At 67.4% G+C, this 12845-nt stretch carries 13 protein-coding genes; 4 read left to right on the top strand and 9 right to left on the bottom strand.

The genetic code is table 11. From position 1 onward, the window contains the following. Positions 1-299 precede the first annotated feature (299 nt). Positions 300-902: a TetR/AcrR family transcriptional regulator gene (locus B1964_RS26150; RefSeq protein ID WP_079931881.1), complete on the top strand. Its 603-nt coding sequence runs from the start codon at positions 300-302 to the stop codon at positions 900-902. A 21-nt stretch (positions 903-923) separates the two neighbouring features. Here the strand turns inward: B1964_RS26150 and B1964_RS26145 are convergent, their stop codons facing one another. Genes B1964_RS26145 through B1964_RS26120 form a run of 6 tightly spaced genes read right to left on the bottom strand, consistent with a single transcriptional unit; the run spans position 924 to position 7758 of the window. Further along, positions 924-2195, bottom strand: coding sequence for a TerD family protein (locus B1964_RS26145; protein ID WP_079931880.1), 1272 nt, complete (start codon positions 2193-2195; stop codon positions 924-926). Then, a complete protein-coding gene (locus B1964_RS26140; protein ID WP_139765878.1) occupies positions 2192-3061 on the bottom strand; it encodes an HAD family hydrolase in 870 nt (289 codons plus the stop codon). The genes B1964_RS26145 and B1964_RS26140 overlap by 4 nt, the downstream gene beginning before the upstream one ends. Continuing rightward, positions 3058-4179 (bottom strand): cysteine protease StiP family protein, encoded by a 1122-nt coding sequence (locus B1964_RS26135; RefSeq protein WP_079931879.1) that lies wholly within the window; start codon positions 4177-4179, stop codon positions 3058-3060. Before B1964_RS26135 ends, B1964_RS26140 begins: the two co-directional genes overlap by 4 nt. Further along, positions 4176-5420 (bottom strand): phosphoribosyltransferase family protein, encoded by a 1245-nt coding sequence (locus B1964_RS26130; RefSeq protein WP_079931878.1) that lies wholly within the window; start codon positions 5418-5420, stop codon positions 4176-4178. Before B1964_RS26130 ends, B1964_RS26135 begins: the two co-directional genes overlap by 4 nt. Continuing rightward, positions 5417-6640: an HpcH/HpaI aldolase/citrate lyase family protein gene (locus tag B1964_RS26125; protein WP_079931877.1), complete on the bottom strand. Its 1224-nt coding sequence runs from the start codon at positions 6638-6640 to the stop codon at positions 5417-5419. The genes B1964_RS26130 and B1964_RS26125 overlap by 4 nt, the downstream gene beginning before the upstream one ends. Then, on the bottom strand, positions 6637-7758 hold the full coding sequence (locus tag B1964_RS26120) for a hypothetical protein (protein WP_079931876.1): 1122 nt from the start codon (positions 7756-7758) through the stop codon (positions 6637-6639). Before B1964_RS26120 ends, B1964_RS26125 begins: the two co-directional genes overlap by 4 nt. Positions 7759-7913: 155 nt before the next feature. Between B1964_RS26120 and B1964_RS26115 the strand changes: the two genes are divergently transcribed. Genes B1964_RS26115 through B1964_RS26105 form a run of 3 tightly spaced genes read left to right on the top strand, consistent with a single transcriptional unit; the run spans position 7914 to position 10015 of the window. Continuing rightward, entirely contained in the window at positions 7914-8534 is a 621-nt protein-coding gene (locus B1964_RS26115) for an AIM24 family protein (RefSeq protein WP_006373186.1), read from the top strand. Positions 8535-8546: 12 nt separating this feature from the next. Further along, on the top strand, positions 8547-9257 hold the full coding sequence (locus B1964_RS26110; RefSeq protein WP_079931875.1) for an AIM24 family protein: 711 nt from the start codon (positions 8547-8549) through the stop codon (positions 9255-9257). Further along, positions 9254-10015 (top strand): AIM24 family protein, encoded by a 762-nt coding sequence (locus B1964_RS26105; protein ID WP_079931874.1) that lies wholly within the window; start codon positions 9254-9256, stop codon positions 10013-10015. Before B1964_RS26110 ends, B1964_RS26105 begins: the two co-directional genes overlap by 4 nt. A gap of 116 nt (positions 10016-10131) precedes the next feature. Here the strand turns inward: B1964_RS26105 and B1964_RS26100 are convergent, their stop codons facing one another. From B1964_RS26100 to B1964_RS26090, 3 genes are all read right to left on the bottom strand, one after another. Then, the gene (locus B1964_RS26100; RefSeq protein WP_079931873.1) at positions 10132-11307 is read right to left on the bottom strand and encodes a DUF475 domain-containing protein; all 1176 of its coding nucleotides are present in this window, start codon (positions 11305-11307) and stop codon (positions 10132-10134) included. A 131-nt stretch (positions 11308-11438) separates the two neighbouring features. Further along, positions 11439-12014: a TerD family protein gene (locus tag B1964_RS26095; RefSeq protein ID WP_020172988.1), complete on the bottom strand. Its 576-nt coding sequence runs from the start codon at positions 12012-12014 to the stop codon at positions 11439-11441. 169 nt (positions 12015-12183) lie between these two features. Beyond that, on the bottom strand, positions 12184-12845 hold a 662-nt coding region (locus B1964_RS26090; protein ID WP_139765877.1), incomplete at its 5' end, for an AMP-binding protein.

Below are 12845 nucleotides of genomic sequence, written 5' to 3'. Positions count from 1 at the left end.
GCGCCCAGCCGATCGGCGGCCGCATCGAGAGCGCTCCACGTGAGGTGGCGATACGGGTCGACGACGGCGATGTCGTCGGCGTGCTCGCGGGCGCGCCGACGGACCGCGGCATCGATGCTGTCGTGGATGATGGCCTGTGCGGTCATGGCGGAACCTCCGAACATGTTGATTCTGAAACTGAGTCTAGATTTAGAAACAGTTCCGCGTTCGGTTACGGTCAGATCGGCCGGTCCCGTAATCTCCAATCCGGATTCACGCGCGGCGTGACCACGGCATGAACGGACACAGAGAGAGCGGCGATGGCGACCAAGCGCAAGGGTGAGCGCACCGAGGGGGCGCTGCTCGACGCCGCCCGCGAGGTGTTTGCCGAGCAGGGCTATTTCAACGCCAAGATCGCCGACATCACGCGCGCGGCCGGTCGCTCGCCGGGATCGTTCTACAACTACTACGAGAACAAGGCGCAGTTACTCGACGCCCTCCTCGACCAGTTCACCGGTGAGGTGATGGAGCAGTCGATGGCCGCGATGTCCGACGACCCGTACCAGAGTGTGCGCGGTGCGGTCACCGCGTACTGGACGACGTCGCGCCAGCATCTGCCGGAGATGATCGGGCTGACGCAGATGGCGATGACCGACGAGAGGTACGCGCAACGGGCGCGCGAGATGCGCGCGGTCGGGATGCGCGGGGTCATGACGCATCTCAAGCGTGCCCGCAAGACCGGCCACCTGGCCGGGATCGACCTGCCGACGATGGCGTCGGCGATCATCTCGATGCTCGAATCCTTTTGCTGGACATGGCTGGCGGGCAAGGGCGATATCGGTGTCGAGGCGCCCGACGACGAGACGGCGATCGCCACCATGACCGCGCTGTGGTACGGCGCGATGTACGGCCCGACGGACTGACGTCACGCCGGATCGCGTGCGTCAGGCCAGATGGCGTGCCGCGTGCGGCACCGCGTCGCGCGGGGTCTTGCCCTGGAATCCGTCACCGATCGCGCGCAGCTTCCACTCCCCGTTCTCACGGGAGATGACCGCCATCGTCACCCCGGTGAACGCCATCCCGCCGGCAAGCGTGAACCGGGCCAGCTCGGCGCCCGTGGTCTCATCGACGAGGCGGCAGTAGGCGTTGTCGACCTCCTGGAAGGTCTGCCCCTGATACGAGGTGACGGTGAAGACGAGATTGTCGATGGCCGGGTGAATCGCGGTCAGATCGACGTTGATCACCTCGTCGTCGCCCTCGCCCTGACCGGTCAGATTGTCGCCGGAGTGCACGATCGAGTTGTCGTCGCTGCGCAGGCTGCCGTAATAGACGACGTCGGCGACCTGCCCGCGGCTGAACATGAGCACCGAGGCGTCGAGGTCGATGTCGCGTTGACGTCCGCCGAAGAACCCACCGCGCTTGATCGGGTCCCATCCGAGGCCCATCCGGATGCGGGTGAGTGCGACGCCACCGTCCTTGCGCAGCGACACCTTCTGGCCCTTGGACAGATCCACGCGCCGATTCTTGGTCAGGCTGACCTCGCCGGGCGCGCTGGGCGGCGCCGGTGCCGGGGGAGTCGGCGGCGGCGGAGGTGGCGGGGCGAATCCCTGCGGCGCGGGACCCTGCGGAGTGAATCCCGGTGGTGGCGGGGCATATCCGGATGTCGGCGCGGTTGGCGGTGGGGGTGGGGTCACCGGGGCGGCCGGCGTCGGGGCCGGCGCATCGTCGACCGAGACGCCGTGATCACGCACGAGGTCGGCGAATCCGCCCGCGTAACCCTGACCGACCGCGCGGACCTTCCAGCCGCCGCCGCGCCGATACAACTCGAGCGCCACCACCACCGATTCGGAGGAGAGCCCGTCGATCGTGTACGTGAACAGCTCGATGCCGCGGGCGTCGGTCACGTGGGCGACCGGAGCCCCGAGTCGGCCGAAGCTCGACGACGCGTCGTCGAGGGTGATCACCGCGCGTACGGCGTGGATGTCGGCGGGCACCGCGTCGGTCCGGACCCGCAGCACGGGTCGGTTCGTCGGATTCTGCAGGTCCACGCCCGGTCCGGTGGGCTGGTTGTAGAACACGAAGTCGGCGTCGGTGCGAACCCTCATCGTGTCGGTCACCAGCAGGGCCGACAGATCGGCGGGATCTCCCACGTCGACGGAGACGAAGGCCTCGCTTCCCGGCAGTGGTGCGTTCTGGCCCTTGGTCAGTACGGTCATGCCCCCATCCTGGCATCCGCGCCGACACGGGCGAGGAACCATTCGACGATCTGCTCCCCGCCCAGGGCACCGGGATCGGCAGTGATCGTCAGATCGGGGCGCATCCAGCCGATCTGGTCGAGTTCGCCGTGGCACGGTCGGACGGCCGCGTCGGCGTAGGTGAGCAGGTCGATGTCGAGGCGGCCGTCGCCGGCGGCGTAAACCTCGTTCCCGGCGGCCAGCGTGCCGTCGTCGACGAGCCGCTCACGGACGTGGGCGAGTGCCGCGGACTTGGTGACCTCGCGCGGCAGCGCATAGATCTTGCGGCCTTGCTGCGAGACCGTCCACTCGCGGGCCGCGCACCAGGCGCGCCAGTCGTCGAGGAAGGTCGCAGGCTGGGTGTCGAGGTCGACGACGATGTAGCAGAACAGATCGTCGGCGGTGCGCAGCGAGCGCACCCAACCGTCGTCGATGCGGGCCGCCAGCCCGGCCGTCACCTCGGCCAGCGGTGCCGACGTGGCGGCAACACGTCGCTCGATCCGGGCCCGCCACGCCGGGTCGTCGGCGCCGTCGCACAGCACACGGCCGCCGCTGGAGACGACCGCATGGCGAAACGGACTGCCGGGCAGCGTGATCCGCCCGAACTGCGCCGGGGTTCGGGTCGTCACCGGGATCACCGGCACCAGCTCGGTGAGCCGCGACAGCAGGCTGTGTGCCCGGCGGGTCATGTAGGAGAGCGGCGCGTCTTGATAGATCTCCACGCACACCGGATCGACGTCGGTAAACTGGCTCTCGCCCATCGCCGTTCGGGAGTAGATCAGGGTGCGATCGAGATCGGTGGCCACCAGGCCGGTGGCGCACTGTCCCGGGGAAGCAGGGCCGCTCACGCATCCTCCTTGACGAGCCCGACGCAGGAGTAGGCCAGATCAGAGCGCACCTCGACGGGAACGCCACGTTCGGCGGCGAGGACCCGGATGTGGTGGTGTTCGGGCAGATTTGGTTCGCGGACGAGAACCATCCAGGGCACGCGCCGCAAGAGCACGCGGGTGGTCTCGCCGACTCCGGGTTTGACGAAGTTCACCGACGACACCCCGTACTCGTCGCGTAGGCGCTCCATCGACGCCCAGCCGGACCACCGCGGCTCTCGGGCACTGTCGAGGATGCGCTCGATACTCCTCCGGACATCGGGCTCCACATCTGCGAAACGCTCGGACACGGTATCCAGGAACAGGTTCGACACGTCGCACTCCCGGAGGTGTTGGTAGAACTTGGCGCCGTGGAACTCCCCGGGACCGATGTGGTCGGCGTTGAGCACCGTGCGCGACACCAATCCCGACACCGTCGAGTTCAGGCACGCCGAGGCGATGAGAAAATCGTCGCGGGTGCCGTAGGTGCGGGTGCACGACCCGGGATCGGCGAGGACGGCGAGTTCGTCGGTCAGCCGCGCGCCGCCGGCCCGGACGTAGGCGTCGAGGGCGTCTGTGAGCTCGCGCGCGATCGCGCCCTTACCGGTCCACCCGTCGACGAAGACCACCGACTCGGGTCGGTGCCGTGCGGTGATGTGGTCGAGGGCGACGGTGTCGATGCCCCGATCCCGCACGATGGAGATCGTGTAGTGCGGTGTGTCGACGCCATGCGCGAAACGTATCCACCGCCGCATCAGGATGCCGACGGGGGTGCCCGCACGCGCCAGCGACACCAGCGTGGGCTGCCGATCACGTTCGGCGACAACCAGTTCGCTCACCACTGCGGTGGCGTGCGCGAGCCGGGCAGCGGACTCCCGCAGAGCGGTGTGGAACAGCTCCTGATACTGCGCGCCCGGCTGGTACTCGATCGGCAGGGACTCGGCGTAATGGGCGGCGCCGGACTGGATGCGACGCTCACGTTCGGCCAGCTCACCTTCGAGCGCCACGTGCGAGAGGTCCTTCAGCAGCCAGGTGACCTCGTCGGGGGCGTACGACCCGAACGCGGGCCCGCGCAGCGGCGGTGGTGCTGGTGTGGTCATCGGAGCCCCTTGCCGGTCGGGAGGATCGCCAGGCACACGTCGTGACCCGCGGCGGTCACCACGTCGAGCAGCCCGCCCGGCGCGCGCAGCAGGTCGGTGTCGGCGGGCGCGTCGATGACCATCACCACCGTTGCCCCCGGCACCAGGTTGTAGACGAAACGGGGTGTCCCCGGGTCGGATTCCGGTGCGGTGAAAGTGAACCCGCGACGCAGCGGGTAACCGTCGACGTCGCGGACGTGTGCCGGTGAGCGGGTGGTCGTCTGATATCGCGTCGGGATACCGCGCCGGTCGAGTTCCTCGGCGAGGCACAGCGGCAGGTACATGAGCTCTTCGTGACCGACGACCACCACCTCGAGCGCCGGATCGAGGTGGTCGGCCACTGCCGTGGTGGCGTCGGCGACCGCATGAGCGAAAGTCTCGGAATCGCTGTGCGCGAACCCATGTCGGCCACCATCGGGTACACCCGAGGGCCACGGCAGAGCGATCTCGGTGACGCGGCCACGTCGCTCGTCGACCGGGTTGAGCGGGTCGGCGACGCTGTCCCACACCGCGTCGACGATCCCCTCGGGCAGCTCGATGCTGCCGTCAGCGAGTGCGACGTGATCGATCCGGACACCGAGTTCGTCTGCGACGCGCGCGGATTCGGCACGCTGGGGATCGGTACGCATGTCCACCAGTGACGCCACTACATACCGGCCGCGCGGCGTGATCCGCTGCAGCGCGGTGATCGCGCGTAAGGCGGTCGAGCCCGTGGAGATCTCGTCGTCGACGAGTATCACGGGCGCCGCCGGGTCCAGTGACAACAGTTCGGGCGAACTCGGTTGCAGCAGATGGGTGGTGGCGTGCGAGTGGCCCTCCTCGAAGGTCCCCGACACCCGAACACCGGCGATGTGTCGCCGCGTGGAGTGCAGATACAGTCGCGCCGAACAGCGGTGAGCCACACAATGTCCGAGGCCGGTCGCGGTCTCGGCGAACCCGAGCACCGTGGCACGCGCCGCGAGGTCGGCACCGACAAGCTCGATCACGGCGTCGCCGAGGGCGTCGGCGGCACCACGAACCCGGGCGGGCGGGGTGGGGATGTGCTTGCCCAGCACCGTCGACACCAACAGGTGCGCCCGGCGACGGTTGCGCCGCAGCCCGAGGATCACCAGATCGTCGGTACCGGTCATCGACACCCCGAACTGCTGGGTCACCCAGTCCGCAGGCCGCGCGGCGGTACCCATGTGGCTCGGTGAACTCACGCGGCGTCCATCGCGGTGAGCAGGTCGACGAAGTTGACGCCCGGTGCGGTGACGCCGAATGCGGCGGCCCGGTCCATCACCCGCTCGGCCCACTTGCGGTGCGGTTTCATCTCATTCATCTTGTTGCGGTACGCAGACGCGGCCACCCCGCCGGTCGTGCCGGCCAGGATGTCGACGGCGTCGTGATACTCCTCGTGGGTCACCACGCTCAACGCGTGCACCGGTGCGACGTGTGCCGGGTGGATGACGGTCTTGCCGTGCATGCCGTTCGCGCGGTCGAGAGCGATCTCGCGGAGGAGGCCGTCGATGTCGCGGCTGACGAGCTGCTGGCGGAACCAGACCGCGTCGTGATCGCGGAACGGGGTCGTGCGCAGCTGCGGGGCGAAAAGGCGCTCGTGATCGGCGAAGTACTCCCACACCGGCCCGGTGATGACGTGACCGGTCCCGTCCGCGCGGCCGAGGATGTTGACGACGCAGGCGATCGCGTCGGCCGCCACCCGCACGTCGTAGATCGTCAGATCGCGGTCGCGACGAATGCCGAACAGCCCGCACATGTCGGTGGCGCCGATCCGCACCGCCAGCACCTGATCGCGGTGATCGTCGAGAGCTGTTGCAATGGTGGCTAATTCGTCATCACGGGATTCCCTGTGCACCAGCGCCGCCGATTCGAGTACCGGCATCGCCCACAGGTGACCGCCCAGACGTCGCGCGGACCGATTGATCTCCTGCAACGCCGTATCCGCCTCGCCGGCACTGAATTTCGGGATCACGAACCCGGAGAGCGCCCCGGCGGACTCGAGCTTGGAGGTGATGGAGGAGATCTGGGCGACCTCCCGGACCCGCACGAACAACAACATCTGTCCGGCCGAGGAGCCGTCGAGCTGGCGCAGGGCGGCGACGGTCGCGTCGATCGCCTCGTCGGAATGCTCATCGGCGACCGCGTCCTCGAGGTCGATGACCATGGAGATGACGCCCTCGCGATGACGTCGTGCGATGACCTCGGCCAGGTCGGGGCGGGTGGCCGGAACGTAGAGCGTCGCACCCAGGGCGACGGCGGTGCGTTGCGTCGACCACTGGGTCGTGATCGGCTCGGGCCGACGCAGGAACAGCCGGTCGAGGACGTCGGGAGCGAGCTGGTGAAAATGCCTCGGGCCGGTGACTTCGGTCGAGTCGGCGACTTCGTGCGTCGAGTCGACATCCCGCGGCGCGGTCGTGGTCATCGTGCGGCCACCTGTCCTCTCATGCGGTCGACGATCTCGACGATGCGCTGGTCCACGGCACGCAGCTGTGTCAGATACGACCAGTAATCGGGGTGAACTCGGTCGAGCACCCCCCGCGCCCTCGAGATCCGGTCGGCCTGAGCATCGAGCACCGAGCCCCATTCGTCAACCAGAGCGTTGTTGACCGCGAAGTGTTGTGCGTCTCGTAACCGGAACCGCACCCGCTGCTCGGTGGCCGCCGGATCGGCGCGCACCTCACGTAGCAGTCGTAGCCGGTCACCGACGGCGTCGACAGCCTGCTCGGCGGCGTCGAGATCGTCGCGGGCGGCTTCCGCATCGTCAATGGCCTGGTCGGGCATAGTGCGCAAAGCGGTCCGGGCCGTTTCGAGGTGGGCGTCGGCGGCCCGCAGGTGCTCGCGGATGACGGCGTCGGAGTTTTGCAGATCCTGCGAGCAGTCCCCACTGAACTCGCGTCGCAGGGCCGAGAGTTGGTCGGGGATCTGAGCCTGGCGGGTCTCGATCGCGCTGCGTCGGGTGTCGACCGACCGGATGACGCGCAGGGCGCGGTCGGCGAAGCCGGGAGCGTCCGACAATGCCGACCCGACGCGTTCGGCGGCGGCGAGCACTGCCGTCGCCGCCGACTTCCGGGAGCGGATGCCCTCGGCGTTGCCGAACGAGATCGTCGCGTCGCGCAACGAGTCGGCGGCGCGGGAGACGGTACGCAGCCCGAGGAGTCCGGGTGGGGCCTCATCGAGTGCGGCCGCCGACGTCGTCGCCGCGACCCGTGCGCGTTGCTCGAGCACGCCGAGTTCGGTGATCGAATGCCGGGCACGGTCGAGTTCGGCGGCGTGGGTCTGCCCGAAGCGGCTCATCTCCTCGGTCATCGCTTCCAGCGCGTCGGTGCAGCGTGTGAGCTCCTCGACGCCCGGGCGCGGTCCTTCGGGCGCGCCCGCCGCGGCCGAGAGTCGGAGATACTCGGCGGTCACCTGGGCGTAGCGTTCGCGGACCGAGATCCACTGATCTCGGACGCGGGATCGGGGATCGAGGTCGTGTGCGGTCTGCACCGCGGAGTCGATGTCAGAGAGTGCGGATTCGGAGGCGAGGAACGCCGACGTCATTCGAGTTGTGTACGCACCGAGATCGGCTTGTGCGCGTGAGCTGGCCCCGAACCATCTACTCGCAAACTTCCTGGGCACGCCACCGATGCTATCGACTAGGTTCTTCGACAGGCGTGTCGTATCGGACGAACGGCACAATCGCGAAGGGGTGGCGTATGCAGCTCGTACAGCGTTCCAAACGGGTGGTGGAGGCCCGGCTCAACAACACTGCGGTCCGGGCACTGTCGGGGTCGATGGTCGCCTATGAGGGTCAGGTCAACTTCAAGTCCGCCGGCTTCGGTGGTGGCGACGGGCTCCTCGCCGGGATGAAGCAACGTGCGACCGGTGAGGGACTGTCGCTGATGGAGGCCTCCGGTAGTGGCGTGGTGTACTTCGCCCACAACGCCGCCGAGACCACCATCATCGAGATGAACGGTGAGACCCTGCAGGTCGAATCCCAACAGTTGATGGTGCTGAACGGGAATCTGCAGACCAACGTCACCTTCGCCGGGGTGCGCGGCGCGACGGCGGGGCAGGGGCTGTTCACCACCACCGTCACCGGCCACGGTCAGATCGCCCTGCTCTCGCAGGGCGGCCCACTCATCCACCTCGAGGTGAGCCCGCAGTATCCGCTCGTCGTGGACCCCGACGCCTTCGTCTGTGCGCGCGGCGCGTTGAGCCAGTCCTTCGTCACCGACGTCAGCTGGCGCAGCGCCCTGGGACAGGGTGGCGGAGAGGCGTTCTCGCTGCGTTGGGACGGTACCGGCGTGGTCTCCATCCAACCGGCCGAGCGATAGGGGAGCGCAGACATGTTCGAGAAGGTCAACAGCAAGGTCGTCTCGGTCGACATCAGCCGCAGCGGGCCCGTCGTCGCGCGGCGCGGGGCGATGCTCTTCTACACCGGCAACGTCTTCTTCCAACCGCACCAGGTCGCCGGTGCCCCCGGCGGTATGGGCGGCATGGGTGGAGTCGCGGGCATGGCCGGGCGGATGATGTCCGGTGAGCACGAGTCGACGATGATCGCCCAGGGACAAGGCGTGGTGCACTACGGCTTTCGTGGGATCGAGGTCCAGATCATCGACGTCGGCGCGGTCGGCGGGATGATCCGCGTGGAGGCCTCACGCACACTTGCCTACACCTCGAATCTGCAGGCGTCGATCGTGTCGGTCACCTCGCAGGGTGGTGGAGGTGGCGGTGGTGGCGGTGGACTGCTGCGCTCGATGCGGTCGGCGGCCGCCGGCGCGATGACCGGGCAGGGCATGTTCACCACACAGCTGTCGGGGCCCGGGCAGGTCGTGATCCTCGGCCACGGAGGGGTTTTCGAGCTTCCCGTATCACCGGATCGACCGCCGGTTACCGTCGACCCCCAGGCCTATGTCGGGGCGGCAGGGCAGGTCAACACCACCCTGCGATCCACCGTCAGCTGGCGCAACGTCGGCCGAACCGGCGGTGAGGCAATGCAACTGGAGTGCGCCGGGCAAGGCGTCGTCTACGTACAGGCATCGGAGGAGAAGTTGTGAGCCAGCTCAACACCATCTGGAATCCGGCGACCCTGCCGACCGACGACAACATCGCCGACAACGACTACTCGTTCTGTATCGACCTCAACCAGCCGTGGTTCATGTCCAAAGGGGCGATGATCGCCTACTACGGGCAGATGAACTTCACGGCGCTGACGCACGGCCTCTCCGGGCAGTTGCTGCACATGGTGGCTCAACAGTTCTCGGCTCCGCTGCATCTGGGCGACTATGTGGTGGCCGAGGGTCAGGGCAAGCTCATCATCGGCGACCGAGGCTACAACATCAACGCCTACGACCTCGACGACGGCAACCTCACCATCCGGGCCGCCAATCTGCTTGCGTTCCAACCACAGTTGTCGCTGCAGCAGTCGATCGTGCCCGGCTTCCTGACCCTCATCGGCACCGGGAAGTTCCTCGCGTCGTCCAACGGGCCGGTGATGTTCGCCGAACCGCCGGTGCGCGTCGACCCCGAAGCCCTCGTCGGGTGGGCTGATTGCCCGTCGCCGAGCCATCACTTCGACGAGGCGTGGGTGAACTCCTTCATCGCCGCCGCCGGCCGGCGATTCGGCATCAACTCCGGCGAGGAGCGCCAGTTCGACTTCACCGGCAGCGGAACGGTTCTCATCCAGTCGAGCGAGAAGGTTCGCAACGACACCTCCATCGTCCGGACCATCCAGGGCCACCTACCCGGACTGTCGGTGCCCGGACTGCAGCAGATCAATCAGGAGATCACCCAGCAGCTGGGGCAGCAGCAGTAGGAGACAGGTAGAACGCCAACGCGGCACGAACTCGCGGACGCGCCCCGTGCAGAGGGGGCGCCGACGAGCTCGTGCCGCGTTGGTGTATCCGTGTGGTGTATCGGTGTCGGTCGAACTCAGATCTCGATGTGATCCTTGGCGTCGGCGGGCTCGTTGCGGCGCCGGACGACGCTGGAGATGAAGGCCGCCACGATCAGAACGACGCCGACGAGGCCGGTGACGACCTCGGGAACGTGGGTGCCGATCGAGTAGAACAGGATCAACGCGAGAGCGCCAATGGCCCAGTGGGCGCCGTGCTCGAGATAGACGTACTCGCTCAGGGTGCCCTGACGGACCAGGTAGACGGTCAGCGAACGGACGAACATCGCGCCGATCAGGCCGAGGCCCAGCGCGATGATGATCGGGTCCGCGGTGATCGCGAATGCCCCGATGACGCCGTCGAAGGAGAACGACGCGTCGAGCACCTCGAGGTAGAGGAACAAGAAGAAGCCGGCCTTGCCGGTCGCCTTGGCGAGATCGCTCGGCCCGGAACGGCGGCGTACCTCGGCGTCGGCAACGCCCGCGGCGTCGTCGACACCCGGTGTGCGTTGTGCTTGTGCGCGTTCGTCATCGGACTCGTCGGGATCGTCGTCATCGGTGTTGAACAGCTCACCGAGACCGTTCACGGCGAGGTAGGTGATCATGCCGAGGATGCCGGCGAACAGAACCGTCGACCGCTCCTGATCGGGTGCGATGAACTCGGCGGTGATGATGAGCAGGACCGCCGCGACGACCACTTCGAGCTGATCGAGCTTGCCGATCTTCTCCAGCGGCCGTTCGATCCAGCTGAGCCAGGTGATCTCCTTCTCCTCGAAGATGAAGCCCAGGAACAACATCAGCAGGAACATGCCGCCGAACGCCGCGATCTGCGGGTGGGCATCGACGATGTACGACTCGTAGCTTGGCGAGCCGTCCGGGAAGTGGTCGGCGCCATTGGCCGGCGGGTTCAGCGCCAATCGCATCGCCTCGACCGGGTTCAGGCCCGAGGCCAGCCACACGATGACGAGCGGGAACACCAGGCGCATACCGAACACGGCGATGATCACGCCGATGGTGAGGAAGATCTTCTGCCAGAACTCGCTCATCCGCCGCAGCACGGTGGCGTTGATGACGGCGTTGTCGAAGGACAGCGAGACCTCGAGGATGCCGAGGATGAGGGTCAGGAACAGGGCCGTCGTGCCGCCGTAGAAAAAGGCGGCGATCAGCGAGAGGACCGTGACGACGATGGAGAGACCGAATATTCGGAATACCACGAGAGTGTGGCCTTTCTACATGTGGACGAGCGACAGGAGTCGAAACGACATGTGTACCGGCGGTGTGTGTACAACGAATGCCGCACCCGTCGCCATGAGCGGGTGCGGCATTCGCGCGATGTGTCGGTTTCTCAGACGTTGACGCCGTAGTCGCGGGCGATGCCCGCGAGGCCGGAGGCGTAGCCCTGGCCGACGGCCCGGAACTTCCACTCCGCACCGTTGCGGTAGAGCTCGCCGAACACCATCGCGGTCTCGGTGGAAGCGTCCTCGGACAGGTCGTAGCGGGCGATCTCCGCGCCGCCCGTACGGTTCACGACGCGGATGTAGGCGTTGCGGACCTGGCCGAACGACTGGCTGCGTGCGTCGGCGTCGTAGATCGAGACGGGGAAGACGATGCTGTCGACCTCCGGCGGGACACCCGCGAGATCGACGTTGATGACCTCGTCGTCGCCTTCGCCCTCACCGGTCAGGTTGTCGCCGGTGTGCTCGATCGATCCGTCCGGCGAGCGCAGGTTGTTGAAGAAGATGAAGTGCTGATCGGAGAGCACCTTCTTGTTGGCGCCGAGCGCGATCGCGCTGGCGTCGAGGTCGAAATCGGTACCGGTGGTGCTGCGAGCATCCCAGCCGAGACCCACGGCGACCGCGGTCAGACCGGGGGCCTCCTTGGTCAGCGAGACGTTCCCACCCTTGCTCAGGCTCACGCCCATGTCCGTATGCCTTTCTTTCGTTGAACGGCCAACCGCAACTCTACGTGCGATGCCACACACCTTATGCGAAGAGTTTGGCATCGGACAGGGATGCGTCAGCCGACCGAACGAACTGTGGATGACAAGGAAACTGCGCCAGGCGCGGCGACGGCCGGACGGTGATCGCTGCTCACCCCAACAGCTTCTTCTGCACCTTCCCCATTGCGTTGCGCGGCAACGACTCCACCCGGCGGATCTCGCGCGGACGCTTGTGCGCCGAGAGCTCGGCGCTCACGAACGCAATGAGGTCGTCGTCGCTGCCGGACCCGTCGCTGCCGGGCCCGTCGGCGGCCTGCTCACCGACGACGAAGGCGACGATGCGCTGGCCGAGATCGTCGTCGGGGACGCCGATGACGGCCACCTCGGCGACCGACGGATGGGCGAGCAGGACGGTCTCGATCTCGCCTGCGCCGATCCGGTATCCGCCGGACTTGATCAGATCGGTGGCGCGGCGTCCGACGATGCGATGCATGCCGTCACCGTCGATGACGGCGACGTCGCCGGTGGCGAACCAGCCGTCGTCGAGCCAGCTCTGTGCGGTCGCCTCGGGCCGGTTGAGGTATCCCGATGCCAGCATGGGGCCGCGGACGTGCAGGTCGCCGACGGATTCGCCGTCATGCGGCAGCACGACGTCGCCTTCGACCAGCCGCGTCTGCACGCCGTCGAGCGGGAGTCCGACCCAGCCCGGCCGGCGTTCGCCGTCGGCGCGGGTGCTCACGGTGATCATCGTCTCGGTCATGCCGTAGCGTTCGACGATCTCGTGGCCGGTGGCCGCGCGGATCCGGTCGAACA

The sequence above is a fragment of the Gordonia sp. i37 genome (assembly GCF_002043085.1).
Lineage (GTDB): Bacteria > Actinomycetota > Actinomycetes > Mycobacteriales > Mycobacteriaceae > Gordonia > Gordonia polyisoprenivorans.
The sequence above is the reverse complement of the archived record's forward strand: the minus strand, read 5'-3'. Positions and strand labels throughout refer to the sequence as shown.

Excerpts from the sequence above, each read along its gene's own strand:
- B1964_RS26135 (WP_079931879.1), bottom strand. The coding sequence starts at position 4,179 with ATGACCACACCAGCACCACCGCCGCTGCGCGGGCCCGCGTTCGGGTCG.
- B1964_RS26120 (WP_079931876.1), bottom strand. The coding sequence starts at position 7,758 with ATGACGTCGGCGTTCCTCGCCTCCGAATCCGCACTCTCTGACATCGAC.
- B1964_RS26150 (WP_079931881.1), top strand. The coding sequence starts at position 300 with ATGGCGACCAAGCGCAAGGGTGAGCGCACCGAGGGGGCGCTGCTCGAC.
- B1964_RS26110 (WP_079931875.1), top strand. The coding sequence starts at position 8,547 with ATGTTCGAGAAGGTCAACAGCAAGGTCGTCTCGGTCGACATCAGCCGC.
- B1964_RS26145 (WP_079931880.1), bottom strand. The coding sequence starts at position 2,195 with ATGACCGTACTGACCAAGGGCCAGAACGCACCACTGCCGGGAAGCGAG.
- B1964_RS26115 (WP_006373186.1), top strand. The coding sequence starts at position 7,914 with ATGCAGCTCGTACAGCGTTCCAAACGGGTGGTGGAGGCCCGGCTCAAC.
- B1964_RS26125 (WP_079931877.1), bottom strand. The coding sequence starts at position 6,640 with ATGACCACGACCGCGCCGCGGGATGTCGACTCGACGCACGAAGTCGCC.
- B1964_RS26095 (WP_020172988.1), bottom strand. The coding sequence starts at position 12,014 with ATGGGCGTGAGCCTGAGCAAGGGTGGGAACGTCTCGCTGACCAAGGAG.